Genomic DNA, 25,365 nt, shown 5'->3' on the forward strand with positions numbered 1-25,365 from the left:
TGCACCTTCGGTCCAGGCCGCGCCTGGTCCGGGTCCAGGGGTGGACAACCCCTGGTCGGGTCCGGGGTGAAACCCCGGCGCTACGCTCTGCTGAAGCACCCTCCTCAAACGAGGCGGAGACGCGGGCCCGTGGAGAACGCTGCGATGTGGCCGCTCTCCTCGACGACGTAGACGTCGCACCGCTCGTCCACGCGGAAGAGATCGGGGACGAGGTCGGCGGGGACGCGGCCGAGGAGCTTTCCGTCGCGGGGGCGTACGACGAAGAGCTCGCTCTGCGGGACGAAGAGCGCGCCTGAGCGGAGCATGGGTTCGAGCCTTCGCGGGCGGTCGCCTTCGGCGCCGCCGAAGACGTGACGGTAACGGGTCGTGCCGTCTTTTGCGTCGATGGCTACGAGCTCGCCACCTTCGCTGTTGAGGATGACGGTGCCGTCGACGACGAGGCATGAAGCGGCCGAGGCGCAGGCGACGATGTCGAAGCGCTGGGCGCCTGTGGCGCGATCGAAGCCGACGAGGCCCGTGCCGCGTCGGCCGTGCGTCTGGATGACGACGGTGTCCGGCGCGAGCAGCGGCGCGCCGAGGGGGCGCGTCTCTGCGGGTAGATCGATGCTCCAGCGTGCGGCGCCGGTCCACGGGTCGATGTGGTGCAGCCCCGCGCTGCCGCGATCCACGAATGCACCGTCGCCGCTGACGGCGAAGAGCGCGTCGTGATCGACGGTCACGTGTGAGGCGAAGCGGCGACGATCGCAGAAGCGCCAGACGACCTCGCCTGTGAGCACGTCGAGTGCGACGAGCGCGGACTCGCCTGAGGCGACGACGAGCAGCTTGCCCGCGCGCCGCAGCCGGAACATGCCGCTTCGCCGCGATGCGTAGCGCCACCGCACCTCGCCGCCGTGCAGATCGATCGCGGCGAGGTGGCGCGCGCCTTCGCTCACGACGAGCATGCGCGGCAGGCCCGGTGTGCTCACGACGACACCTGATGTGCTCGCGCCGGCGCGCGGCGTGAGGTTCGTCGTCCAGAGGACGTCGCCCGTCTGCAGGTCGTGCAGGTGGAGCGCGCCTTCGGCTTCCATGCGCGCGAGGCCGAGGGGCGTCATCACGCTCGCGGCGCGCGGCACGGGCCGCGACCATGCGAGCTCGCCGGTGCGACGATCGATGCAGGAGAGCTCGCGTGTGGCGCCGACGACGAGCGCGTCGCCGCAGAGGAAGGTGGCGCGCAGGTCGATCGAGGGGATCGCGGCGAACCAGCGCGGCGTGTAGCGCAGGCGGCTCGACGCGAGGGTCTCGTCCTCGGGCGGCTGCGGCGGTTGGCGAAGGGACGCGGCGAAGGCGCGGTAGCCTTCGGGGGCGTCGTTGATCTTGGAGTCGTCGCGCGTGAGGTCGCGCATGCGCTCGCCGAGCTCGCGCACCTTCGTGCGGAATGCGGAGAGGCGGAGGTTCTGCGACTGCGCGCGGTCGCGGCGTACGACGCTTCGCGCGAGGGCGCGACCGAAGGCGACGACGCTCTGCACGAGGGCGCCGACGTCGACGGCTGGGAACGTCCACACGTGGCCGCGCTCGTCGGCGCCGCGGCGCGGCATGCCGATCGTGAGCGAGGTGTGGCCCTCGCCCTGGATGCGCACGGCGCAGACGGCGCCGCCGATGGTGAGGCGACGGTAGTAAGGCCGGCCGAGCGCCCATGCGGAGAGCGCCTCGAGCGTGATCTCGACGAGCTGCTCGGCGAAGAGGAAGACGAACACGTCGGGCAGCTCGCGCGCGTGCTCGCCCACGATGACGCGTAGCTTGCCGCGGAAGAGGAGCGCGAAGAGATCGGCGCGCTGCACGGCCGTCTCCGCTGCCGCCGAGGGCGCGGGCGTGCGCATGAGGATGTCGGCCGCGATCGTGATCGGCACGTCACCCGTCGGCTCGACCGCGACGACGGCGGGCTCGGTGAGGTCTTCGCCTGCGCCGAAGGGCGAGCTCGCGGCGAGGTGCTCACGGGCCGCTGCGATGCGCGCGGCTTCTCCGTAGAGCTTGGACCTCGGGCCTTCGCCGTCGAGGGACGCGAGCGAGGCGATGGCGCTTTGCTCCGAGGGGCCCGCGAGCGCGGCGAGGGCGCCGAGGATCCGCGTGGAGAGCGCGTCGCCGTCGACGCGTCGCTCGTGGATCGCCACTTCGGGCTTCGAGCTCGTCTGCGCGAGGGAGACGAGCACGTCTCGCCCGGCGCGTTCGAGGCCGAGCTCCCAGGGCTCGCCGCCGAGGCTCACGCGGATGGCGGCGCGCCGCCTCCGGAAAGCGCAGAGGTCCGCGACAGAGTAAGCGAGGTCGATCACGAGCGAGGTCGCGTCTCGCTCGGGAAGGACGGTGGCAGAAGGGGCGCGATCGAGCACGAGGTCGAAGAGCGCGCGCAGTGCCGGGCTGTCGACCGAGGAGGTCGAAGCAGGCTGGATCTCGGGGCGTCGGGCAACGAGAGTTAGGCCGGTCATCCGTGGGCCGAATGCTAGAGAGGCTTCCGTCGCTTCCTAAGTTTTGTGCATCGATCGTCGCGGAGTGGACAAACCGATGGAGTGTCGCTAGGAGCCCCTGCGTGCCGGTTTCTTGGCCGCGCGCCCTTGGAATTGCCGTGCTCGGCGCGGCGCTCGCGCTGGTGCCGGCGCTCTTCCTGTACGGCTTCACGGTCGACGACGCGCTCATCCCGGCGCGTTACGCGACCCACGTCGCGCGTGGCCTCGGCTACCGCTGGAACGCCCACGGGCCGATCACCGACGCCGTCACGCCGCTCGGATTTCCGTACCTGCTCGCGCCCTTCGCCGCCCACGGTCCGCTCGACGCGCTCGCCGCGGCGAAGGCCCTCGGGCTGCTCGCATGGACAGCGGCGGCGGCGCTGCTCGCGGTCACGATGGATCGTGCCTCTACTTCTTCCCGCGCGCGCTGGTGTGCGCTCGTGATGTTGCCCGCATCGGCCCCGCTCGCGGCGTGGAGCGTCGCGGGGCTCGAGACGGGCTTTGCGACCGCGCTCGTGTCGATCGCGGTGTGCCTCGTCGCGCTCGGGCGCCCGAGGGGAGGCGCGGTCCCGCTCGGGCTCGCGGCTGCGCTTCGACCGGAGCTCTTGCCGTTCGTGCTCGTCGTCGCGATCACGCCGCCGCCGAGGGAGACGATGCGCCTCGGACGCGCGGAGATGGTTCGTGCGGGGCTCGCTGCGGCGCCCTTCTTCCTCGTTGTTGCGATTCGCCTCGCCGTGTTCGGTCGTCCGACGCCGCTCGCCGTGCTCGCCAAGCCCTCGGATCCATGGCTCGGCGCGAAGTACGCGCTCGCGTGTTTCCTGCTCACGGGACCGCTGGCGCTCGTCGCGCCGCGCGCGCTCGTGCGGTCGACTTCGTTCGTGCGGGGCCTCGTGCTCGCCGTCGCGGTCCACTTCGCAGCGGTCGCGGTCGCGGGAGGGGACTGGATGCCGCTCTCGCGCCTCGTCGTCCCCGTGCTCCCCGCGGTGATCCTCGCCGCTGCGCACCTCGCCTCCGTCGCGGACGCGCGCGTGACGGCGGCGCGCGTCGCGCTCGCGCTCGCGGGCGAGCTCTTCGTCATGATCAAGATCGGCCCCGCGGCCGCGCGTGTCGGTTCGGATCGCGCCGCGCTCGTGCGCGAGCTCCGTCCTGCGCTCGAAGGCGCGCGCGTCGTGGCTTCGCTCGACGCCGGCTGGGTCGGCGCTGCGACCGAGGCGAACATCGTCGATCTCGCGGGGCTCACGGATCCGGCGATCGCCGCCTTGCCCGGCGGGCACACGACGAAGCGGATCGCGCCGGCGATGCTCGACGCGCGCGGCGTGGACACGCTCGTCCTCTTGCTCGCGCCGGGCGCGCGCGTCGAGGCGCCGTGGACGGCGTCGATCTTCGATCGCGGCGTCGAGGCGCGGATCGCGAGTTTTCCGGAAATGGCCTCGAACTTCGTGGTGACCGCGGAGAGCCGTGTGCCCGGGTTGCCCTACCTCGTGCTGCGTCGACGGGGCGACGCGGCGACGGACGTTACGGGCGAAGCCCCTTGATCCGAGGCCGCGGCCGGCCTTTGATGCGGCCATGGCGCGGCTCGTCGAAAGCCTTTCGAACTTCTTCGGGCGGGTCGAAATCCTGGCGCGCGGCCTCGAAAACGAGCGCCGCGCTGCGGAGATGGCGCTCGCGCGGGGCCGCCCGCTCGAAGCGCGCGACCTCGCGCGGACCATCCTCGCGAGCGTGCCCGGCTCGCCGCTCGGGCTCGCGCTCTGGGCCGACGCCGCCGAGGACGCGGGCCTCGATCACGAGGCCGCCGAGGCGCTCGCCGAGCTCGCGACGCTCGTCCCCTGGCGCGCCGACGTGTGGCTCAGGCTCGGTCAGGCGCGTGCGCGCATGGGCGACGTGCGCGCGGCCGAGGCGCTCGAGCGCGCCGCCGACGCGCCCGAGGAGCGTGAAGCCGCGCGGCTCGCGCTGCTCGATCTGTGTGATCGTGACCTCTGGGCCGGAGATCCGGCGCGGGCTGGCCGCTGGCTCGATCGCATCGGTACGTCGCTCGCGGCCCTCGCGACGACGGGGACCGAGCTGCCCGCGGCGCCCGATCGCGAGGTGGCCTTGCGGCGCGCCGAGTGCGCGCTCGCGCTGGGCGACGTGGCCACGGCTGCGCGGTATGCGCCCGTCGTCGATCCCGAGCGGATCGACGGCCGCGGCGCGCTCGTCCGCGCGCGGCTCGCGTTCGCACAGGGGCAGTGGTCGACCGCGCTCGACCTCGGCTTGCGCGCCTGCATCCTCGACGCGTCGGGCTCCGCGGAGCTGCTCTCCGCGCTCATCGCGGGCTGCCGCGATGTCGTGCTCGTCGATCGGGCGCGTCGCGTCGTGACCGCGGCCGGCCTCATCGAGGAGCCCGCGTGGGCCGCGGCGTTCGCGTTCGCCGAGGGCCGCCGTGCCGATGCGCGCGCCGCGCTCTCGCGAGGCCTCTCCGCCGGGCACGCGGGCGCCGCCGCCGCGCTGCTCCGGCTCGCCACCGAGACGCGGGACCTCGACGCCTTGCACGCGCTCGCGGCGCGCGATCCGGGCCGCCTGCCCGAGGACCTGCGCACGCTCCGCGAGGGCGCCGTGCTCGCGGCCGAGGGGCGTCATCGCGCGGCGCTCGCCAAGCTCGAGCGCGTCTCGGGCGAGGCGGCGGCGTGGTCGGCCGAGATCGCGAGCGGCATCATCCGGAGCTGGGTCCCGGAGGATGGCATCGCCTCCTGGCCCGACTTGCTCGACGAGCTCGGCCGCTCTGCGCGCGCGCTCGAACGGCTCGACGTGGTCACGGGCGTCGAGGCGATCGCCGTCGAGCGTGAGCGCCCGCTGCGCGTCGCCGTCGTGGGCGAGTTCAACGCCGGCAAGAGCACGTTCCTGAACGCGCTGCTCGGCGAGGACGTCGCGCCGACGGGCGTCTTGCCGACGACCGCGACGATGCACTGGGTCGCGTGGGCGCCGGATCCCTTCGCGCGGATCGTGGTGCGCGGCGCGCCCGATCGCGTCGTGCCGCATGTCGGCTTGAAGGCCGCGTTGAAGAGCCTCGCGGCGAGCGGCGAGCGGGTCGAGCGCGTCTTCATCTACGCGCCGATCGAGCGGCTCAAGCGCGTGGAGATCCTCGACACGCCGGGCTTCAACGCGCCCGATCCCGATCACATCGCCGCGGCGCGGCAGGCCTTCGACGAGGCGCACGTCGCCGTCTGGCTGCTCGATGCGAGCGGGCCGATGAAGGAGAGCGAGCGGCGCGTGCTCTCCGAGATCAAGGGCCTCGGCGTGCCGGTGCAGATCCTCGTCAACAAGGCCGATCGCCTCTCGCCCGACGAGCTCGCGCGTGTCCTCGTGCACGTGCAGACGAGCCTCGAAGAGACCGGGATCGGCTCCTACGCGCCGCCGCTCGCGTTCTCGGCGCGCCTGTCCTTGAAGGGCAAGCTCGGCGACGCGGCCGCGCTCGAAGCTTCGGGGTGGGCGGGCGTCGAGTCGCTCTTCGCCGAGCGGATCGTCGATCGCTCCGCGGAGCTGCGCGAGCGAGCCCTCCGCCGCAGGGCGCTGCGCATCGCGCGCGAGCTCGCGTCCGTCGCGTCGGCGCGCGCCGCGGAGGATCGCGAGAAGATCGAGGAGACGCGCGCGACGCACGAGGCGTGGCGTGCGTCCGCGGCGAAGCTTCGTCACGATCGACGCACGATCGCGGCCTCGATCGAGAAGGCGCTCGAGCCTGCGCGGCGCATGCTCGCGACCGATCTGCGCCCCCTCGGCGATCTCACGGACGAGCGAAAACGCACCGATCCTGGACTCGAGGCGTATGTCGAAGAGCGCTTCGTTTCCAGGCTCACGGACCCCTTGGTGCAGGAGATCGCGCGGTATGCCGGCGTCACGGCGTCGCCCGCGGCCATGGCCTCCGTGCGCGCCGCGCTCATGGGCGCGGTGGCGGCGCTGGAGGGGCTGGCCGAGCGCGTCGATCGGCCGCTCGGGCGCGTGATCGAAGCCGCGATCGTTGCCTTCGCGTCGGCGCTCGTGGCGGCGGCGGAGGTGGGCCTGCCCGCCGCGCCGTTCGCGCTCATCGAGCAACGCGCGGCGATGGTGGAGCGCGCGCTCTCCGCGAAGGCGTGAGCGGCCCGGTCAGGAAAAACGCGCCGAGGCCTACCGGCCGCGCATTTCATGCTCCCGGCGCGCCTTCGCGCGGGTATCATCGCGCCGAAGAATTTTGCAGGATCGAGGCAAGATCATGGATGTGTCGTCTGGCGGAAGTGGTCACGTGCAGAAGCGAAATCTCTTTCGGCGGGGCCTCTCCGGCGCGCTCGCGCTCGCGCTCGGCGTCGTCCTGACCACGCCCTCCTGCTCCGTCATCGTCGATACGAGCACGAAGCAGTGCGACGTGAACACCGACTGCCCGAACGGCATGAAGTGCGAGGCAGGGGTCTGCGTCGGCGGCGGCGACGTCCTTTGCGCGAAGACGGCCGACTGCGAGACGATCGGCGCGGGGCAGTTCTGCCGCAAGGCGCCTGGCAACGCGTCCGGCGTCTGCAGGCCGCTGCTGTCCCCCGAGTGTCAGGTCGTCGAGGGGGATCCGACGGCCGACAACGTCTTCCTGATCGGCTCGATCCACCCGACGACGGCGACGGGCTTCGACGGCGAGGTCGGCATCTCGATGGAGAATAGCGTCCGGGTCGCGATCCGGGAGATCAAGCAGAACGGCGGCCTGCCGCTGGCCGGGCAAGCGGGCACGCGCCCCGTCGTGATGATCGGCTGCACCGACGCGGGCGAGGGCAGCGTGAGCATCAAGGCGGCCAGGCACCTCATCGACGACCTCGGCGTCCAGGCCATCATCGGCGGCGCCTTCAGCAGCGTCGCGATCGAGACGGCCACGGAGGAGACCATCAAGAAGGACGTGCTCTTCATCAGCGCGTCCGCCACGGGCATCGCGTTGACGAGCCTCGCCGACAAGCCGGCGGGCGCGACGGCCGGGCTCGTGTGGCGCACCGTTCCTTCGGACATCTTCCAGGCGAACGCGCTCACGCAATACGTGTCGAAGCTCGAGGACCAGGTCCGCATGGACCTCGGGCTGGGGGACGAGCCGACCAAGATCGCGCTCGTCCACAAGGGGGACGCCTACGGCACGGGCCTCCGAAACGCCCTCCAGTCGACGCTGACGTTCAACGGCAAGCCCGCGCTCAGCAACGGCGCGAACTTCCTCGTCGTCGACTACGGCGATCCCGAGGGCACGACCAAGTACCCCGAGGCGATCGCAGCGGTGAAGGAGCACGGCTCGCACATCGTCCTGCTGTTCGGGACGAGCGAGGCGGCCTCGTCGCTCTATGGCGCGATCGAGATCGGGTGGAACACCGCGCTCGGGTACAAGCCGCGCTACGTCTTCTCCGACTCGAACTACAACACCGGCGCGCTCGCGAGCGCCATCGACGTCGGGGCGGATGCAATGGCAAAGGCCGATTGGCGCAGGCGCACCACGGGCGTCGTGCCCGGTCCGCAAGACACCGACATGAACTACCAGTACTTCGTGACGGCGTACGCGGGGAATTTCGGGAGCGACAACGGCGACCCCTCGATCCTCGGCGCGGCGAGCGCGTACGACGCCGCCTACTTGCTGTTCTACAGCGCGGCGACGATCTCCGACGGCATCCTCACGGGCCGAAAGCTCGCCGTGGGGATGACGAAGATGTCGAACGCAGACCCCGTGGACGCCGTGATCAACGCCGGCCAATTGCAGCTCAGCGATACGATGAACAAGCTCGTGTCGGGAACGTACAAGACCATCGATTACAACGGCGCCTTCGGCCCGCTCAACTTCGATCCCGAGACGAATGATCCCGCGGCGAACGTCCAGGTGTTCTGCCTGTCCGACGATGGAACCGGCAAGACCAAGGAGCAGCTCTCCGGGTTGTACTACGAAGCTGAATCGCAGACGCTCAAGGGCGTGTTCACCGACGCCTGCAAGTAAAGCGGCGCGCGGAAACGAACAAAACGCCGCCCTCCGGGGCGGCGTTTTCCTTTCGAATGCGCTCGCGAACGTGTGGACACGAAAAAGGCCGCGGGCCCTCGGGCCGCGGCCTTCGTTCGTGGGCGGGGAGGGGAGTTAGAAGCTGCCCTTGAGCGTAACACCCGTCGGCGAAACACCGACGTCGACGCGCTTGATCAGGCCCGTCTTCGGTTGCTCCTTTGCAGGCCCGGGATCACGCACCGTGAAGTAGAGCGTCACAACGCCCGCCACGACCGCAGCGCCCGTGAAAATGTCGCTGACGAGCGCGAGGGTCCCCGTGGAGCTCGAAGCATCGTCGAGCTGCGTCTTCGTCGCGCCCGAGTCGGGCTTGCGCAGATCCGCGAGCTCGCCGCTCTTCGACAGCGCGAGCGCGCCCGTGGCGATCGCGCCGACCGCGAGCGCGCCCGTCACGCCCCATCCGGCCCACGGGATCGACTTCGGGGGCGGGGGAGGCGGAACCACGGGCCCGGTGTTCGTCGCCGACGCCGTCGGCGCCGTCGTCGTCGGGAGCGTCGTCGGCACGGTCCCCGTATCGACCGGCTTCGTCGCGATCTCGGCCAGGTCGAGCGTCACCTTCTCCGCGTCGAAGCTCGCCACCTCGATGGTCCGCGACGCGCTCGTCCGGCCTTCTTTCGTCGCCACGATGCGATGGCGACCGGGGTTCACGAGCAGCGGCTTCGCGAAGGGCGACTTGCCGACGGGCACGTCGTCGATCGTCACGTCCGCGTCCGGGACGCTCGTCACGATCTCCACGCGCGCGACGCGGGTGCGCAGCTTCTCGATGTCCTTGTCGACGTCGGCGCGGCGCTTCGGATCGATCGTCGCGCCGCCCTCGGCCAGGTACTTCTCGAACGAGACGAGCGCGTTCGCGTAGTCCTGGAGCTGGAAGTAGACGTTCCCGATGTTGTAGAGGACGTTGTAATTCGGGGCGAGCTCGTACGCGCGCCGGAACTCGATGAGCGCGGCGCGGTAGTCACCTTCGCCGAAGAGCTCGATGCCGCGCTTGAAGCGCCGCGACGCTTCTTCCTTGGCTTCTTTCGTGGGTTCGGCTTGCGGCGCGGGGGCCGCCGCCGGGGCCCCGCCTGCGGGCTGCTGGGCCGAGACGACGAGGGGCACGACGGGGAGAGAGAGGGCGACCGCGAGGGCGATACGTCGGGATGTCTTCATCACTGGTACGGGTTGTTCGGGTCGACGGTGCGGTTCGTCTTCTTGGTGCCGCCGGTCTTCATCGGATCCTCGGCGGTCGTGGTCGGCTGCGGGACGAAGATGACCTTGGTTTTTTCCTTCGACGTGTCCGTGGGTTGCGGCGTCGCCAGCGGAGCTGCGGCTTGCTGCTCGAGGACCATCTCGATCGTGCGGTCCTTGTCGAACGTCACGTCGCGGCTGCGCGTGGTGAAACCCGCGGCCTCGGCCTTGATGATATGCGTCTTGTCCTCGCGGGGGAACTTGCCGACGTAGGGGTTCGTCGTGAGCTCCTTGCCGTCGAGGAAGATCTTCGCGTTCGGGGGCGTGACGGTGATCGTCACCTCGATGTCGCCCGCGACCGGCGCGGCCGTCGCTTGCGTCGGCGGCGCGGGCGGGGGCTTTTGCGTCATGAACCAGACGCCCACGCCGATCGCAGCGACCGCGATGAGGCCGACCGCGCCGAGCAGGCCGCGCTTCGAGCCCGCCGCCGCCTGCGAGCCCGTGCTCGTCGCGGCGGCCGTCGAGGCCGTGAGCGAGGTCGGCGACGAGACGCCGTTCGTCCTGCGCGTGCCCGGCGACGAGAGATCCTGGCTCGACATCGCCTCGCGCGCGCCCGTCCGATCGACTGACATCGGGCCCGACGCCGACGTGCCGTCGAGGTGCGGGAGGCCGATCGACTGGAACTCCGTCGTCGCCATCGACTTCGCGGCCTTGAGCTGCGCCTCGACGATCTGCTTGATCTTCGAGCGGTTCTCCTCGAAGTGCTTCGCGACGAGCTTGCCGACCTCGCGCAGCGAGGTCTTGTCGCCCATCTGATCGAGCAGCTCTTCGAGGGCGGTCGCGAGATCCGTCGAGGTCGCGTAGCGATCCTCGCGGCGCAGCGCGAGCGCCTTCATCACGATCTTCTCGAGGCCCTCGGGTACGTCGGGATCGACCGAGCGAGGCGAGGGGATGTCGCCGTTGATGAGGCGGTGCAGGACCGTCAGATCCGGGATGCCCTTCCAGAGGCGCCGGCCCGTCGCGGCCTCCCAGAGCATCACGCCCGCGGAGAAGATGTCCGCGCGCCGGTCGACGCGCTCGCCGCGCGCCTGCTCGGGCGCCATGTACGCGACTTTGCCCTTCACCACGCCGAGGCGCGTCTCGGCCGACGAGTTCATCGCCTTCGCGATGCCGAAGTCGACGACCTTGACCTGACCGTCGTACGTGACGAACACGTTGTGCGGCGTGACGTCGCGATGCACGACGTTGAGCGGCGTGCCATCGAAATCGGTGAGCTCGTGCGCGTGGTGCAGGCCCGAGAGCATGTCGACGATGATGCGCAGGTGCATCGAGAGCGTGAGCCCGCCGTCCCGGCCGATCCGATGCAGGACGCGGTTCAGCGGCTGCCCTTCGAGGTACTCCATCGCGATGAAGTACCGATCGCCCTCCTGACCGACCTCGTTCGTCTGCACGACGTTCGGGTGCGAGAGCCGCGCCGCGAGCCGCGCCTCGTCGAGGAACATGCCGAGGAACTCGGGATCCGTCGCGAGCTGCGGGCGGATCTGCTTGATCACGCAGAGCTTGTTGAACCCTGCAGGTCCCTGCACGACGGCCAGATAGACCTCGGCCATACCGCCATGGCCGAGCTCGGCGATGAGCCTGTATTTGCCGAGGGTATTGGCCTCGGGCCCCTTCGTGACGCTGGACCCCTCCATGGTCGACATTCACCTCGCTGGAGAGCCGGATCGGATCTGGGCGTGCGTGCTCCAGTACGCACCCCCACTGCAAACCATGCTACCGAAGAGTGCCCCTGGATCGCAATCGATGCGAGTTTTTGGTGCGCAAAAAAAAACGGGCTCGTGGTTCGCACCGAAAGCGTGGATCCAGGCTCGCACGTGACGTGGTGTCGCAGGGTACATCGAGCCCGGCGAAGGGCCGAAAGGGAGGCCCTCGCGCGGCGTGGCTCGCACGTCGCGGCCGTCCGGGGGGCGGTTGACGGAGGGGCCCGAGGTCGGGCACCGTGGCTCTCGTCGCATCGACGGGAGGCGCGCATGACGACAAGGGCCGGTGTCGGTTTCTCGAACGAATCGTCCTCGACCGACGCGGGGACGGCGGCGGCGCAAGAGGCGCTGCGCACGCTCGGGAGCGGGGAAGCGGACATCGTCTTCGTCTTCGCGTCGACGAACCACGACTACGGCAAGCTCCTGCCCGCGATCCGCAAGATCACCGGCCCCGTGCCCCTCGTCGGCTGTTCGACCGCGGGCGAGTTCACGCACGCCCACGTCGGACACGGCTCGGTTGCCGTGATGGCGATCAAGAGCGACGTGATCCGCTTCCGCGTGGGCTTCGGCCGCGGCCTCAAGAGCATGCGCCAGAACGCGACGTCCGAGGCGCTCCGTTCGTTCGCCGCCGAGCACCGCGCCGCGCGCACGGCCGGCTTCGGGCACGCGACGTGTATCGTGCTGAGCGACGGGCTCGCGGGGCAAGGCGAGGACATCGTCGAGTCGGTGCACGCGAGCGCGGGCATGCTCGCGCAGGTCGTCGGCGGCGCCGCGGCGGACGACGCGAAATTCGCCCGGACCGATGTGTTCCTCGACGATCGGCACTACACGGACGCGATCGTCGTGGTGTACGCGTTCTCGAAGACGCCGATCGGCATCGGCGTGCGCCACGGCCTGTCGCCCGCGTGTCCGAGCATGATCGTGACGCGCGCCATGGACAACGTGATCCACGAGATCGACGGCCGTCCGGCGCTCCACGCTTACGAGCGGTTCGCGGCGGGGATCGGCGAGCCGATCACGGAGGCGAACCGCGACGCGTTCATGATCACGCACGAGCTCGGCATGCTGACCTCGAGCGGGGAGTACAAGATCCGGGCGCCGCTCAAGGCGACCGAGGGCGGCGGGATCGTCATGGCCTCCGAGGTGCCCGTGGGCGCGAGCGTCACGATCATGACCGGCAGCGAGGAGAAGCTCGTCTCCGCGGCGGAGCACGCGGCGCGCAGCGCGCTCGCGAACCTCGCGGGGGGCCGGCCGGGCGCGGTCCTCGTCTTCGACTGCATTTGCCGGCGGATTTTCCTCGGCGAGCAGTACAAGCGTCAGGTCGCGGCGTTCCGCTCGGTCGTGGGTCAGGACGTGCCGCTGATCGGCTGGGAGACGTACGGCGAAATCGCGCTCACGCCCGGGCAGCAGTCCGGCTGGCACAACTCGACCTCGGTCGTCGCGATCCTGCCCGACTGAAGCAGACGATCCGTATTGAAAAACGGGGCGACCGATCCGAAGCTGAGAAGCGGAGAGCAAGTGGCTGACAAGACGGAATCGAACGAGCAGAAAGAGCGCGATCCTGCGGCCCGCCGCGCGGTCACGCGGCGCAAGATCGACGTCTACCTCGATCGCATCGTCACCGACGTCGAGGCGATCGCGCGTGGCGACGACGGGCGCGAGCTCTCGCCTCCGCCGGGGGACGAGCCGCGCGCGGCCCGCCTCCACGCGGCGCTCTCCACGCTCGTCGATTCGAACCGGAAGGCCGGCCGTGGGGTCGCCGCCGCGACGCGCATGCGCACGCTCGGTCAGCAGGTCGCCGGCACGCTCGCCGAGCTGCTCGCGAGCACGCGCCAGCAGGCCGCGAGCGGCAGCCAGCAGGCCGGGATGGTCAACGACATCACGACGACCATCGAGGAGCTCAACGAGGTCGGGATCCAGAACGTCGAGAAGGCCGAAGGGATCATCCAGATCGCCGAGCAATCGGAGCAGATCTCGCAGGACGGCCAGCGCGACGTCGTCGCCGCGATCGAGGGCATCGACCGGCTGCGCCAGCAGGTCGAGCTCATCGCGGCCAAGATCCTCGATCTGACCGAGCGCACGCAGCAGATCGGCGAGATCATCAGCAGCGTCAACGAGATCGCCGAGCAGAGCAAGCTGCTCGCCCTGAACGCCTCGATCGAGGCGGCGAAGGCCGGCGAGCACGGGCGCGGCTTCGCCGTCGTCGCGCTCGAGATCCGCACGCTCGCCGAGCAGTCGAAGCAAGCGACGCAGCAGGTGCGCTCGATCCTCGGCGAGATCCAGAAGGCGAGCCACAGCGCGGCGATGGTCACCGAGGAGGGCTCGAAGGCGGCGACCGAGGGCAGCTCGAAGGTGCGCCGCATCGGCGAGCGCCTCGGACAGCTCGTCTACGTCATCAACCAGACGACGCGCGCGGCCCGGCAGATCACGGGCGCGATGCGGCAGCAGAGCCTCGGGCTCGAGCAGATCGCCCAGGGCATGAAGCAGATCAACATGGCCACGCAGGAGACGAAGATCAGCGTGGAGCAGGCCGAGGTCGCGCTCGATCGGCTCGCCCGATTGACGGAGCCGATCCGGGCCCACGACCACGGCACGGAGGCTTGAGCTTGGACGGCGGGGTGACGAACCTCGTCCTCACGCGGATGGGCGGCCGCCCGTGCGCGATCCCGTGCGAGCACGTGGTCGAGATCATCCCGCGTGTGCAGCTCGATCACGTGCCCGACGCGCCGAACGAGGTGCTCGGCGTGATCAACCTGCGCGGCCGCGTCGTGCCGGTGATCGATCTGCGCGGTCGTCTCTCGCAGACGAAGCCGCTGCCGTTCTACCAGCACCTCGTCATCGTCCGGGCCCCGAATGGAAAGCTCCTCGGGCTCGCGGTCGACGAGGTCCGGGACGTGGTGACCGTGCAGGAGGACGCGATCGAGAAGCCGGGGGAGATCGCCGGCGTACGTTCGCCGGGCGTCGTGCGTATCGAGGACGATCTCGTGCTCGTGCTCGGTCCAGAGGACGCCTACCATGGCTCGAGCTGAGGCCCGGCGCGCCCCGGATCCGGGTGTCGTGCGGCGCCTCGGAGAGCTGCTCCGCGCGCGGACGCGCCTGCAGATGCGGCCGCGCAACCTCGAGATCATCGAGCGCGTGGCCGAGCGTCGCGCCGCCGAGCGCGGCTCGCCCACGGACGCCTACCTCGAGCACGTCATCCTCTCGCACGACACGGCCGAGCTCGAGCCGTTCATCGCGGAGGTCACGGTCGGGGAGACGCATTTCTTCCGCGGCCCGCCGCAGTTCGAGGCGCTGCGAAACGAGATCGTCCCTTCGCTTCTGCACAAGCGACGCAAGGAGCGCGTGGTCACCGCGCTCTCGGCCGGCTGCTCCACCGGCGAAGAGCCCTACTCGCTCGCGATCGTGCTGCGCGAGGCCGCGATGAACGACGGCTTCCGCGTCGAGGTCACGGGCGTCGACCTGAACCCGCGCTCCTTGCAGAAGGCCGAATCCGCGCGGTACTCGGCGTGGTCGCTGCGCGACGTGCCCGAGGTCGTGCGCCGCATGTATTTCCGCACCGAGGGCGACGTCTGGCACCTCTCCGAGGACGTGCGTCGTCTCGTGCGGTTCCGTCGCTTCGGCCTCACGGAAGGCCCGCTCGTGAACGTGTTTCCGAAGGGCTTCGATCTCATCCTCTGCCAGAACGTCCTTTACTACCTGGAGCCGGACGCGCGGCCCGAGGTCATCGCCTCGCTCGCGGCCGCGCTCGCGCCGGGCGGCGTGTTGATGTTCGGCCCCGTGGATCACGCCGGGGACGTGCCCGGGTGTCGAACGGTGCACGTCGGCGAGGTCGTGGTGTACGAGCGCTTCGGGCCCGTGAGCGTGCCGCCTTCCTCGCCGCGTGGCCGCAGGTACGCGCGCCTCTCGATCCCGCCCGCGCCCCTGCCGGCGCTGCGCGTCGAAGGTACGGTCGTGCCACCGATCGCCGTCGCGACGCCTCCGCCCGCGGCGCCCGAGCCTGCGCCCGAGCCCTCGGCGACGAGCGCTCCGCCCTCGCTCGCGAGCACTGCGCCCTCGCTCGCGAGCGCCTTCGCGCACGCCGACGCGGGCAACCTCGAAGGCGCCCTCGCGGAGCTCGAAGCGCTGCTCGAAGAGGAACCCGAGGAGCCGCGGGCGCATTTGCTCGAGGGGCTGCTCCTGGTCGAGCTCGGCGGCTTCGAAGCAGCGCTCGACGCCTTCCGTCGCTGCGTGTACCTCGATCCGTCGATGATGCTCGCGCACGCGGGCGCGGCCGTGGCGGGCCTCCGCCTCGGCCGCTCCGATCTCGTCGAACGCCACGCCGCACGCCTGCGCGCCCTCACGGTCGCGCGGGGCAAGAGCGTCGACGCGCCGATCGAGGGATGGGACGGCATGACCGTGGGCCGGCTGCTCCGGCTGTTTCGAGACACCGAGATCCAATGAGCGCCCGGGAAGAGAGCGTCTACGAGAAGCTGCGCACCTCGCTCGCCGAGCTCGAGGAGAAGCTGCGCGAAGGCAAGAGCGGCGAGCGGGAGGTCCACCCGCGCATCCTCGCAGAGCGTACCCGCCGCATCGCGCGTGAGCCGACGCGCCTCGATCGCGCGCCGGACTCGATCAGCTGCATCGTCTTCGAGCGGAGCGGGCGACGCTACGCCGTGCAGCTCGAGTCCGTCGACGAGGTCGGCCCGATGAGCCGGATCACGCGCGTCCCCGGCGTGCCGGCGTATTTCCTCGGCGTCGCCGCGCGCCGCGGCCGCATCGTCGCCGTCGTCGATCTGCCGCTGCTCTTCACGCCCGACGCGCGCTCCGAGACGGACGCCGAGCACCTCGTCATGGCGTCGAACGCGGAGGTCGTCTGCGCGGTGGCGGCGGACGCGCTCCACAATATCATCGAGGTCAACCGCCGCACGATCGCCAAGGCCATGCCCACGTTCCCCCCGCTGGTCCAGCGTCACACGCTGGGCGTGCTCGAGGATCGCACCGTCGTCCTCGATCTCGGATCGCTCCTGTCCGACCGCTCCTTGCGGGTCGAGGAGCGCGGCTGATGGCGCTCGACGACGCGGCGTTCGAGGCCCTCTGCGAGACCCTTCGCAACGAGGCCGTCGAGCAGGTCGAGCGGATCGGCACGGCGCTCCTCCTCGTCGAGCGGGGCGCCGAGGGCACCGCGCGCGAGCAGCTCATCGACGAGGCGTTCCGGCAGGCGCACAACATGAAAGGCGCCGCGAGCTCGCTCGGGTTCACGCACACGGCGCGTCTCGCGCACGCGATCGAGTCGGTCCTCGCCTCGCTCCGCGCGATGGACTACGAGCGCACGCCCGAGGTCTTCGACACGCTGAACGCCGGCCTGTCGACCGTGCACCACGCGCTCCGCGTGGATCCGAACCCCGATCCGGATCTGGTCATCATGGAAGCGATCGAGGGGCTCGAAGCCGTGCTCCTCGCGTCGAAACCCTCGCCGGGCGTGCCGCTTCCGGCCCCGCCGCCGCCACCCGTCGTGCGGCCGGCCGACGGCATCACGGTCGCGACGCGATCGAGGAGCCCTCAGTCGATCTTGCGGCAACACCGAGCCGCCGCCGAGGCCGCTGCGCCGTCGCGCAACGTGAGCGCGGGCTACAACGAGCCGAAGACGAAGCACAGCGAGCCGCCGCCGCACCCGCTCGCGAGCTCGCCGCTCGTGTCCTCGCATTACGATGCGGCCCCGATCCCCGCGGGCTTCGGTCCTCCGCCGGTCGCGTTCAGCCCGCCCGCGGTCGGCCCGTACGGACCCCCGACGGGATACGTCGCGCGCGCGGAGATCGGCGGCATCACGCCGCCGCCTGCACCTGTCCTCTCGCCGGGCACCTCGAGCGGCAGCGCGCCCGGTACATCAGCGGGATCGCCTGGCACCTCGGCCGGCGCTGCGGTGGCGGCGGCGCGCTCGATGGCCGCAGGGGGCAGCGAGCGTGGTCCAAATCCGACGGGACAGCTCCCGAAGATTCCGAACGCCGCCGCGCCGCTTCGCTCCAGCACCGAGGAGACGCTGCGCGTCTCCATGAAAAAACTCTCGGCGCTCATGGCGCAGGTCGGCGAGCTCCTCGCCGCGCGTGTGCGCACCGATCAGCGCCTCGCCGAGCTTCGCGCCGTCCTCTCCGCGGAAGAAGAGCGCCTCAAGGCGCAGACCGCGATCCGCGCGATGGTGCGCGACGAGGCGCCGGCGAAGCTCGAAGGCTGGTCCGAGCGCCTCGTCGAGGTCCAGAACGAGGACCTCGAGCACGAGCGCCTCCTCGTGCGCAGGCTGCGCGAGATCGTTCGCGCGTTCGAGGCCGACGCGCTCCAGTCGACGATCCTCTCGGGCCAGCTCCAGGAGGACATCCGCCGCATCCAGACCTTCCCGCTCGCGAGCGTGCTCGAGCCCTTGCCGCGCGCAGTCCGCAACATGGCGCGCGAGTCCGGCAAGATGGTCGACCTCGTCATCACGGGCGCAGAGCTCGAGCTCGACAAGAAGGTCCTCGAAGAGCTGCGCGATCCGCTCTATCACCTCCTCCGCAACGCGATCGATCACGGCTGCGAGCAGCCGGGCATCCGCACCGCCGCGGGCAAACCCTCGCGTGGCACGATCCGCATCCGCGCCGAGCACCGCGGCGACGTCGTCACCATCACGGTGAGCGACGACGGCCCGGGCGTGGACATCGCCGGCGTGCGCCGCGCGGCCATCGCGTCGGGCCTCGCGACGGCGCTCGAAGCAGCCGAGATGCCCGAGCACCGCGTCCTCGAATTGCTCTTCGCGCCCGGCCTCACGACGCGCACCGAGGTCGGCGAGCTCTCGGGCCGCGGCGTCGGCCTCGACGCGGTCCGCACCAACATCGAGCGGCTCCACGGCACGGTCACGGTCGAGTCGCGGCAGGGCGTGGGGACGTCCTTCGTCATCGTCCTGCCGCTCACGATCTACGTCGTGCACTCGCTGCTCCTGCGCATCGGCGAGGAGCAGTTCGCGATGCCGATCTCCTCGATCCAGCGCATCTTGCGCATCAGCGCGACGGACGTGCTGGAGGTCGAGCGCACGCACGCGATCGTCGTCGATGGCCGCCCGATCGCGCTCGTCCCGCTGGCCACGCTGCTCGGCCTCCCGGTCGAGCTTCCTCCGCCGCCCGAGCGCATCCCGGTCCTGGTCATCGGCATCGGCGAGACCCGGTGCGCGCTCGCGGTCCGGGAGATCGTCAGTGATCAGACGGTCCTGGCAAAAAACCTCGAACCGCCGCTGGTTCGTGTACGGAACATCGCAGGTGCGACCATCCTGGGGGACGGCCGCGTCGTGTTGATGTTAAATCCCATCGATCTCCTCCGCTCGGCCTCCGGACGCGACGCCGACCGCTTCCGGGCGCTTTTGCCGAGGGTCGAAAACCGCCCCAAGCCGAGGCTCCTCTTGGTCGACGATTCTTTCACCACCCGCGCGCTCGAGCGATCCGTGCTCGAGGTCGCTGGCTTCGACGTCGTCGCAGTCGCGGACGGCAACGAGGCGCTCTCGGCGCTCGAGCTCGAGACATTCGACATCGTCGTGAGCGACGTCTCGATGCCCGAGATGTCGGGCCTCGAGCTCTGCTCGAACATCCGACAAAATGATCGCCTTCGGAGGCTCCCGGTCGTCCTGGTCACGTCGCTCGGCTCCGACGATGATCGACGCGCCGGCCTCGCCGTCGGCGCCGACGCCTACATCGTCAAGAGCGAGTTCGATCATGAGGTGTTCGTGAAGACCGTGAACGAGCTCGTGGGGAGGGCTTGATGGCACGCGTTCTCATCGTCGACGACTCGGTCGTGATGCGCGACATCGTGCGCGCACACCTCGCCGGACTCGCGCTCGAACTGGAAGTCGCGAGCAACGGGGAGGACGCGCTCGCGCGCATCGGCACGTCGAGCCAGCCTTTCGATCTCGTCATCACCGACTACGCGATGCCCAACATGAACGGGCTCGAGCTGTCGCGTCGCGTGAAGGAGAGGGGAGGCACGCTCGCGCCGAAGATCATCCTCATCAGCGCGAACAAGGAGCTGCGCGAGCGCGATCTTCTGGCCACAGGCTACGTCGACGCGTTCTTCCCGAAGCCCGTCGACGGTTCGCAGCTCGCCGCGCGCGTCTCCACGATCCTCGCGCTCACGATCCCGTCCGCGCCCGTCGTGCCGTCGAGCCGCAGGGCGCGCCCGGTGATCCGCGTCGTCATCGCCGACGACACCGAGGTCGGCCGCACGCTGCTCGCGCGTGTCCTCAAGGCCGATCCCGAGATCGACGTCGTCGGCATGGCGCGCGACGGCCAGGGCGCCGTCGATCTCGCCGTGCGCGAGAACCCGCAGATCATCCTGCTCGACGCGATGATGCCCGGCCTCGACGGCGTCGCCGCCACCCGCCGCATCATGGCCCTCGCGCCGACGCGCGTCGTCATCGTCTCGGATCAGCAGGGCAGCCGCCCCGCGGCGCAGATCTTCGCCGCGACCGAGGCCGGCGCGCTCGACGTCATCGCGCGGCCGAGCTGGGGCGATCCGATGGGCCCGCAGGCCGTCGCCTTGCGCGACAAGATCAAGATGCTCGCCGAGATCCCCGTGGTTCGTCGCTGGGCCGACGGGCCGCGCTCGGTGCGATCGCGCCGCGGCGGCAGCCTCCGCACCCAGAACCGCGCCACGGTCGTCGGGATCTGCGCCTCCACGGGCGGCCCTGCGGCGATCGCCGCGATGCTACCGGGCCTCGCGGCCGCCTCCTCGTCGGTCCCGATCCTCATCGTGCAGCACGTCCTCGCGGGCTTCGACGAGGCGCTCGCCGAGTGGCTCGCCGAGGTCACGCAGCTGCCCGTTCGCCTCGCCACGCACGGCATGCCCTTGCGCGGCGGCGTCATCGCGCTCGCCCCCGAAGGCAAGCACCTCGTCGCGCAGTCGCCGCTCACGATCGGCGTCATCGAGGGCCCGCCCGTCGGCAACCATCGTCCCTCGGGCACGCCGCTCTTCGAGTCCCTCGCTCGTCATTTCGGTGACGGCGCGCTCGGCGTGATGCTCACGGGCATGGGCAACGACGGCGTCGAGGGCCTGCGCGCAATCAAAGCAGCCGGCGGAAGTGTGCTCGTGCAGTCGCCGGATTCCTGCGTCGTGAGCGGCATGCCAGGAGCCGCGATTTCTCGTGGATACGCGGATGCCGTTTTGTCCCTCGACGAACTTGGCCCCGAAATCGTCGAGCGCGTCCGTGCCCCGGCGCGCTCGCGGCATTGAAGGAGCGAAGAGCTGATATGGTTCCCCCGATGCAGGAGCCGGAGCTCCCGGAACGGCTGGGGAAGTATCAGATCATCCGAAGGCTCGCCTATGGCGGCATGGCCGAGGTGCTCCTCGGCCGCCTCGCGGGGACCGACGGCTTCATCAAAGAGGTCGTCGTCAAGCGGGTGCTTCCGCAGTACGCGTCGAACGACGAGTTCATCGCGATGTTCCGCGACGAGGCGCGCATCACGTCGCGCCTTCATCACGGCAACATCGTGCAGGTCGTCGAGTTCGCCGAGGAGGGCGGCCAGCACTACCTCGTGCTCGAGTACGTCGACGGCCCGAGCCTCGGCGCGACGCTCTACGAGCTCCGCAAGCGCGGCGAACGCCTGAGCATCCCCGAGGTCGCGCACATCGCGGTCGAAACCGCGCGCGGCCTCGACTACGCGCACCACAAGCTCGGCGAGGACGGCCGCCCCTTGCTCATCGTCCATCGCGACGTGAGCCCGTCGAACATCCTCCTCTCGCGCGAGGGCGTCGTGAAGCTCGCCGACTTCGGCATCGCGCGCGCCCGCGAGCGGCTCTCGCCCACGCAAGGCGGCGCCGGCACGCTCAAGGGCAAATTCGCCTACATGGCGCCCGAGACCATCCTGCGCGGCCGCCTCGACGCGCGCTCGGATCTCTTCTCGTTCGGCGTCGTCCTCTTCGAGATGCTCACCGGCAGGAGCGCGTTCACCGGCGAGACCGAGGCGCACACCATCCAGCGCGTCACGACCGAGGACTTGCCCCCCGCGTCGAGCCAGAACCGCGCCGTCCCGCCCGAGTTCGACGAGATCGTCCATCGGCTCCTCGATCGCGACCCGGACAACCGCCCCTCGCGCGGCCTCGAGATCGTCGACGCGATCGGCAAGCTCCGCCTCCACACCTCGCCGCCGCCGAGCGAGCTGCTCATGGAGACGATCGCGCGCCTCTTCCCGATCCACCGCCACGAGGCGCGCGATCGCGCCACGGTTCGTCCGGCGAAACCACGCGTCATCGTCGTCGACGAGTCGCGCACGCTCCGCGCGCTCGTCCGCGCGAGCCTCGGCCAGCGGTACACCGTGATCGAGGCCTCCACGGGCGACGAGGCGCGCGCGGCGATGCGCGGCGCCGTCCCCGACGCGGTCGTCTGCCAGCGGACGCTGCAGGGCATGTCGGGCCTCGAGCTCTGCCATTCGATGCGCGAGAACCCGCGCCTCGCCGACGTGCCGTTCATCCTGCTCGCGTCCGACATCACGCCGGAGCTCGAAGCAGAGGCGCGCGTGATCGGCGTGCAAGCCGTCCTGCCCAAGCGCTTCGATCCACGCCAGCTCGAAGCTACGCTGACGAAGATTCTCGAATCCTGACGCGCGCCGATCGTTCGGCCGCTCGTCATTTCGCGAGGGAGGGAGCGCGCCATGAACGACACGGAGCACCTGTTCCGACAGCGACCTCGCTCCGACGAGGAGCTCTACGAGCGGCTCGCGGAGATCACGAAGGACGAGCTCCGCAGGGATCTCGTCGCGCGCCTCGCCGCGCATGGCGCGCTGCCGCGCGAGGTCCCGATCTACGTGCGCGCCTTCGCCTACCTCGGCCTCACCGCGTCGGATCTGCCTTCGCTGACGCGCGTGCTCCTCGACGCGCGGGCGCCGATCGAGGGGCGCGCCGTCGCGCTCGCGCTCGTGCGATCGGTCGATCCGGCGCGCGCGCAGGAGCTCGCGCGGCAGGTCACGCAGGCCGAGCTGCTCGCGATGAACGACGCGCAGCTCCTCGTGGTGATCGCGGGCCTCGCGGCGACGCCCGCGCGTCTGCCGGAGATCACGGAGAAGGTCGCGCGCCAGCCGCCCGAGTCCCGCCTCGCTCGCTTCGAGCAGATCGATCGCCTGCGCAAGCGCGCCCGGGTCCCCGCGGCGTTCCTGTACGAGGACCTCGTTCGTCGTGACGACCTCGGCATCGGCGAAGCCGCCGTCGATCGCATCGTCGAGGAGGGCGGAGCGGCGGCCATGTGGCTCTGCGAGTCGCTGTGGCACGAGGCGCCGAGCAAGGCGCCGCGAGCGCGCTGGGCCGACGTCCTCGCGCGGATCTTTCGTTCCTCGGGGCGCACCACCGTGGAGGGCCTGCGCGCCCTCGCGTTCGCCTCGGAGCCGGGCGAAGACGGCGCGCGCACGGCCGTGCTCTCCGTGGAGAGCCCGCTCGACGGATCACTCACGCTCGCGCGCTTGCGCGTGGACGCGAGCGCCGCCCTCGTGGACGGCGCCCTCGCGCCGCTCGCGGACGAACGTGACCTCGAAGATTGGCTTTCCGAAGGTCCAGAGCTCTTGCCTCGCGTCCCTTCGTCGATGGCCTCGGTCGCGACCTGGGTCGAAGCGGCCCTACGCCGCACGAGCACGCCGCCGCGCTCGGCCCCGCAGCTCTTCGCCGCGGCGTGCTGGTTCTCGCTCGCGGCCCGCAGCTAACCCACGATCGCGTCGTCCACCTCGACACCCACGGGGCAGTGATCACTGCCCGTCACGTGCGGCGAGAGGAACGCGCGCCGGAGGTGCTTCGTCGCGCCCTCCGACGCGAGCACGTAGTCGATCCGCCACCCCACGTTCTTCGCGCGCACGCCAAACCGCTGGCTCCACCACGAGTAGTGCCCGGGCCCCGGCTCGAACGCGCGGAACGTGTCCACATACCCGGCGCGGATCCACCGATCGAGCTCCTCGCGCTCGTCGGGCGTGAAGCCGCTCGTCTTCACGTTCTCCTTCGGCCGCGCGAGATCGATCTCGCGGTGTGCCGTGTTGAAGTCCCCCATCACGAGGATCGGATCCCCGCGGCGCCGCCTCGGCTCGAGCACATCGAAGAGGCGCCGGTAAAACGAGAGCTTGAACGGGATGCGGCTGTTGTCGCGATTCGGCCCGCTGCCATTCGGGAAGTACACGTTCGCCACCGTGAGCCGACCAAAGCGCGCGATCTGCACGCGCCCTTCCGCATCGAACGCCGCGTCCTTCATCGACGTCGTGATCCGATCCGCAGGCAGCCGCGAGAGCAGCCCCACGCCGCTGTACCCGGGCCGCTCGGCCGACGAGAACGCGCGCAGCCACGCGCCGCCAATCGACTCGAGGCACGGCCCAAGCTGCGCCTCCTGCGCGCGCACCTCCTGGATGCCCACGATGTCGGCCCGCTCCTCCGCGAGCCACGCGCAAAACCCTTTGCCGAGGACCGAGCGCAGCCCGTTCACATTCCAGCTGACGATCTTCATGCGTCGAAGCCAGCTCTAGGGTTTGGCCGGGCCATGTCAAGGAAAACCGGTCCCTCGCCAGAGCCACCAGGCGCTCGCCCGTTTTTTACCCGCGCCGCATCTGTCGTGTCCCAAGCACCCGGACATCCCAACGAGGAGGGACCCGCATGCACAAGCGCGCTTTCGCCATCGCCCTGTTGATCCCCGCCACGCTCGCCACCACGTCCTGTCGCAAGCAAGAAGAAATGACGACAGCCGAGGCCCTGCAAGCCGTCCAAGAGGCCAGCGTCTCAGGCGACGCCGAGAACGTGACGTCAGGCAGCATCGAGATCACCACCGACTTCACCATCGGTCAGGCCGCCGAAGCCGCAGCCCAAGAGATCCGCGACTTCGTCACCTCACAGCTCCCCTGCGCCGCCGTCACACTCACAGGCGCCACGCTCAAAGTCGAGTACGGCAAGAACCCCGGGAGCTGCACCTACAAAGGCAACACGTACAGCGGCACGCACGAGATCACCGTCACGAAGAACGACATGGCCGACGTCGTCGTGAACCACACGTGGACCAAACTCTCGAACGGTCGCGTCGAAGTGAGCGGCACAGCCGAGGTCACCTGGAGCGCAAGCGACGAGACACGCCACGTCGCGCACGAGCTCGACTGGACGCGTCTCTCGGACGGCAAGACGGGCAAAGGCACAGGCGATCGCACGCAGCGGCCCCTCGAAGGCGGGCTCGTCGAAGGCTTCCAGGTCGACGGCTCGCGCGCCTGGACCGCCCAAGGCGGGACGTGGGACCTCGCCATCGAAGGCGTCCAGTTCCGCTGGGCCGACCCCGTGCCGCAAGCAGGCACCTACAGGCTCGCCGATCCAAAGGAGCGCTCGATCGCGATGACCTTCAACCGCATCGACGAAGACACGATCAAGGTCACCCTCACGAGCGGCGCAAAGTCGTTCTCGTTCAACGTCTCGAAGGCAGGCGCCGTCTCCGAGTCGTGAGGGGTGCTCGGTGGCGCAGCGCCGGGGTTTCACCCCGGGCCCGACCAGGGGTTGTCCACCCCTGGACCCGGACCAGGGCCAGCCCTGGACCGGAGGTGCATCAACCGCGATGCGGTCGATGCGCTCGGCAGGGCAGGGGAGCGCCAGCCAGGCGGACAAAAGCAAAACAGCCGATCCCTTTCGAGATCGGCTGTTTCACTACTGCATACAGGGAGGCGGGGTGGACGGGACTCGAACCCGCGGCCTCCGGCGTGACAGGCCGGCGTTATAACCGACTTAACTACCACCCCAATGTGGCGAACTGCGTCGTCGCTGTTTCGTTCTTACTGACGGCGCCGTGTCTACCAGACTCGTTCACCGTTTGCAAGGCCCTGTTTTCTTTTTTCTTTCCCGCTTCCGACTCTCATCAACTTCAATGAAGAGCCGGGTGGGCGGGACAGGGTTCGAACCTGCGACCATCGGCTTGTAAGGCCAACGCTCTACCGCTGAGCTACCCGCCCCGACGGAGAGG

At 70.2% G+C, this 25,365-nt stretch carries 17 protein-coding genes and 2 tRNA genes; 13 read left to right on the forward strand and 6 right to left on the reverse strand.

Annotated elements, in window-relative coordinates; translation table 11 throughout:
• Positions 1 to 104 precede the first annotated feature (104 nt).
• Positions 105 to 2,462 (reverse strand): PQQ-binding-like beta-propeller repeat protein, encoded by a 2,358-nt coding sequence (locus QHF85_RS26960; protein WP_281330198.1) that lies wholly within the window; start codon positions 2,460 to 2,462, stop codon positions 105 to 107.
• 101 nt (positions 2,463 to 2,563) lie between these two features.
• On the opposite strand from QHF85_RS26960, the gene QHF85_RS26965 reads away from it, so the two are divergent.
• The 3 genes from QHF85_RS26965 to QHF85_RS26975 all read left to right on the forward strand — a co-directional run bounded on the left by QHF85_RS26965 (position 2,564) and on the right by QHF85_RS26975 (position 8,433).
• Positions 2,564 to 4,015 (forward strand): hypothetical protein, encoded by a 1,452-nt coding sequence (locus QHF85_RS26965; protein WP_281330199.1) that lies wholly within the window; start codon positions 2,564 to 2,566, stop codon positions 4,013 to 4,015.
• 31 nt (positions 4,016 to 4,046) lie between these two features.
• Positions 4,047 to 6,587 (forward strand): dynamin family protein, encoded by a 2,541-nt coding sequence (locus tag QHF85_RS26970; protein WP_281330200.1) that lies wholly within the window; start codon positions 4,047 to 4,049, stop codon positions 6,585 to 6,587.
• Between the two features lie 115 nt (positions 6,588 to 6,702).
• A complete protein-coding gene (locus QHF85_RS26975; protein WP_281330201.1) occupies positions 6,703 to 8,433 on the forward strand; it encodes an ABC transporter substrate-binding protein in 1,731 nt (576 codons plus the stop codon).
• Between the two features lie 135 nt (positions 8,434 to 8,568).
• Here QHF85_RS26975 and QHF85_RS26980 read toward each other — a convergent pair whose 3' ends face one another.
• Positions 8,569 to 9,639 carry a PEGA domain-containing protein gene (locus QHF85_RS26980; RefSeq protein ID WP_281330202.1) on the reverse strand — a complete coding sequence of 357 codons (1,071 nt, stop codon included), beginning with the start codon at positions 9,637 to 9,639 and terminating at the stop codon, positions 8,569 to 8,571.
• Positions 9,639 to 11,351, reverse strand: coding sequence for a serine/threonine-protein kinase (locus tag QHF85_RS26985; RefSeq protein WP_281330203.1), 1,713 nt, complete (start codon positions 11,349 to 11,351; stop codon positions 9,639 to 9,641). The genes QHF85_RS26980 and QHF85_RS26985 overlap by 1 nt, the downstream gene beginning before the upstream one ends.
• Before the next feature lie 336 nt (positions 11,352 to 11,687).
• On the opposite strand from QHF85_RS26985, the gene QHF85_RS26990 reads away from it, so the two are divergent.
• The 9 genes from QHF85_RS26990 to QHF85_RS27030 are packed head-to-tail and all read left to right on the forward strand — an operon-like array spanning position 11,688 to position 23,095.
• Positions 11,688 to 12,875 carry an FIST N-terminal domain-containing protein gene (locus tag QHF85_RS26990; RefSeq protein ID WP_281330204.1) on the forward strand — a complete coding sequence of 396 codons (1,188 nt, stop codon included), beginning with the start codon at positions 11,688 to 11,690 and terminating at the stop codon, positions 12,873 to 12,875.
• Between the two features lie 60 nt (positions 12,876 to 12,935).
• Complete coding sequence (locus tag QHF85_RS26995; RefSeq protein ID WP_281330205.1) at positions 12,936 to 14,021, forward strand: methyl-accepting chemotaxis protein; 1,086 nt, start codon at positions 12,936 to 12,938, stop codon at positions 14,019 to 14,021.
• 14 nt (positions 14,022 to 14,035) lie between these two features.
• Positions 14,036 to 14,446, forward strand: coding sequence for a chemotaxis protein CheW (locus QHF85_RS27000; protein ID WP_281330206.1), 411 nt, complete (start codon positions 14,036 to 14,038; stop codon positions 14,444 to 14,446).
• On the forward strand, positions 14,433 to 15,857 hold the full coding sequence (locus tag QHF85_RS27005) for a CheR family methyltransferase (RefSeq protein WP_281330207.1): 1,425 nt from the start codon (positions 14,433 to 14,435) through the stop codon (positions 15,855 to 15,857). The genes QHF85_RS27000 and QHF85_RS27005 overlap by 14 nt, the downstream gene beginning before the upstream one ends.
• Positions 15,854 to 16,459, forward strand: a complete 606-nt coding sequence (locus tag QHF85_RS27010; protein ID WP_281330208.1) for a chemotaxis protein CheW — start codon at positions 15,854 to 15,856, stop codon at positions 16,457 to 16,459. Before QHF85_RS27005 ends, QHF85_RS27010 begins: the two co-directional genes overlap by 4 nt.
• Positions 16,459 to 19,173 carry a hybrid sensor histidine kinase/response regulator gene (locus QHF85_RS27015; protein WP_281330209.1) on the forward strand — a complete coding sequence of 905 codons (2,715 nt, stop codon included), beginning with the start codon at positions 16,459 to 16,461 and terminating at the stop codon, positions 19,171 to 19,173. The genes QHF85_RS27010 and QHF85_RS27015 overlap by 1 nt, the downstream gene beginning before the upstream one ends.
• The gene (locus QHF85_RS27020; protein ID WP_281330210.1) at positions 19,173 to 20,639 is read left to right on the forward strand and encodes a chemotaxis protein CheB; all 1,467 of its coding nucleotides are present in this window, start codon (positions 19,173 to 19,175) and stop codon (positions 20,637 to 20,639) included. The genes QHF85_RS27015 and QHF85_RS27020 overlap by 1 nt, the downstream gene beginning before the upstream one ends.
• Before the next feature lie 29 nt (positions 20,640 to 20,668).
• Positions 20,669 to 22,006, forward strand: coding sequence for a serine/threonine-protein kinase (locus tag QHF85_RS27025; protein WP_281330211.1), 1,338 nt, complete (start codon positions 20,669 to 20,671; stop codon positions 22,004 to 22,006).
• 51 nt (positions 22,007 to 22,057) lie between these two features.
• Positions 22,058 to 23,095 carry a hypothetical protein gene (locus QHF85_RS27030; RefSeq protein ID WP_281330212.1) on the forward strand — a complete coding sequence of 346 codons (1,038 nt, stop codon included), beginning with the start codon at positions 22,058 to 22,060 and terminating at the stop codon, positions 23,093 to 23,095.
• Here QHF85_RS27030 and QHF85_RS27035 read toward each other — a convergent pair.
• Positions 23,092 to 23,880: an exodeoxyribonuclease III gene (locus tag QHF85_RS27035; RefSeq protein ID WP_281330213.1), complete on the reverse strand. Its 789-nt coding sequence runs from the start codon at positions 23,878 to 23,880 to the stop codon at positions 23,092 to 23,094. The two genes, QHF85_RS27030 and QHF85_RS27035, sit on opposite strands and share 4 nt — an antisense overlap.
• Before the next feature lie 146 nt (positions 23,881 to 24,026).
• On the opposite strand from QHF85_RS27035, the gene QHF85_RS27040 reads away from it, so the two are divergent.
• Positions 24,027 to 24,854 carry a hypothetical protein gene (locus QHF85_RS27040; RefSeq protein ID WP_281330214.1) on the forward strand — a complete coding sequence of 276 codons (828 nt, stop codon included), beginning with the start codon at positions 24,027 to 24,029 and terminating at the stop codon, positions 24,852 to 24,854.
• 216 nt (positions 24,855 to 25,070) lie between these two features.
• Here QHF85_RS27040 and QHF85_RS27045 read toward each other — a convergent pair.
• Positions 25,071 to 25,144: transfer RNA gene (locus tag QHF85_RS27045), tRNA-Asp, on the reverse strand.
• A gap of 138 nt (positions 25,145 to 25,282) precedes the next feature.
• A tRNA-Val gene (locus QHF85_RS27050) sits at positions 25,283 to 25,354 on the reverse strand.
• Between the last annotated feature and the right edge of the window lie 11 nt (positions 25,355 to 25,365).

It is taken from the genome of Polyangium sp. 6x1 (assembly GCF_029946515.1).
Lineage (GTDB): Bacteria > Myxococcota_A > Polyangia > Polyangiales > Polyangiaceae > Polyangium.

What these genes read in the sequence shown, in the direction of transcription:
- QHF85_RS27020 (WP_281330210.1), top strand. Translation starts at nt 19,173, where the DNA reads ATGGCACGCGTTCTCATCGTCGACGACTCGGTCGTGATGCGCGACATC.
- QHF85_RS26970 (WP_281330200.1), top strand. Translation starts at nt 4,047, where the DNA reads ATGGCGCGGCTCGTCGAAAGCCTTTCGAACTTCTTCGGGCGGGTCGAA.
- QHF85_RS26980 (WP_281330202.1), bottom strand. Translation starts at nt 9,639, where the DNA reads ATGAAGACATCCCGACGTATCGCCCTCGCGGTCGCCCTCTCTCTCCCC.
- QHF85_RS27015 (WP_281330209.1), top strand. Translation starts at nt 16,459, where the DNA reads ATGGCGCTCGACGACGCGGCGTTCGAGGCCCTCTGCGAGACCCTTCGC.
- QHF85_RS27005 (WP_281330207.1), top strand. Translation starts at nt 14,433, where the DNA reads ATGGCTCGAGCTGAGGCCCGGCGCGCCCCGGATCCGGGTGTCGTGCGG.
- QHF85_RS26990 (WP_281330204.1), top strand. Translation starts at nt 11,688, where the DNA reads ATGACGACAAGGGCCGGTGTCGGTTTCTCGAACGAATCGTCCTCGACC.
- QHF85_RS27040 (WP_281330214.1), top strand. Translation starts at nt 24,027, where the DNA reads ATGCACAAGCGCGCTTTCGCCATCGCCCTGTTGATCCCCGCCACGCTC.
- QHF85_RS26985 (WP_281330203.1), bottom strand. Translation starts at nt 11,351, where the DNA reads ATGGAGGGGTCCAGCGTCACGAAGGGGCCCGAGGCCAATACCCTCGGC.
- QHF85_RS27030 (WP_281330212.1), top strand. Translation starts at nt 22,058, where the DNA reads ATGAACGACACGGAGCACCTGTTCCGACAGCGACCTCGCTCCGACGAG.
- QHF85_RS27010 (WP_281330208.1), top strand. Translation starts at nt 15,854, where the DNA reads ATGAGCGCCCGGGAAGAGAGCGTCTACGAGAAGCTGCGCACCTCGCTC.
- QHF85_RS27025 (WP_281330211.1), top strand. Translation starts at nt 20,669, where the DNA reads ATGCAGGAGCCGGAGCTCCCGGAACGGCTGGGGAAGTATCAGATCATC.
- QHF85_RS26975 (WP_281330201.1), top strand. Translation starts at nt 6,703, where the DNA reads ATGGATGTGTCGTCTGGCGGAAGTGGTCACGTGCAGAAGCGAAATCTC.
- QHF85_RS27035 (WP_281330213.1), bottom strand. Translation starts at nt 23,880, where the DNA reads ATGAAGATCGTCAGCTGGAATGTGAACGGGCTGCGCTCGGTCCTCGGC.
- QHF85_RS26960 (WP_281330198.1), bottom strand. Translation starts at nt 2,462, where the DNA reads ATGACCGGCCTAACTCTCGTTGCCCGACGCCCCGAGATCCAGCCTGCT.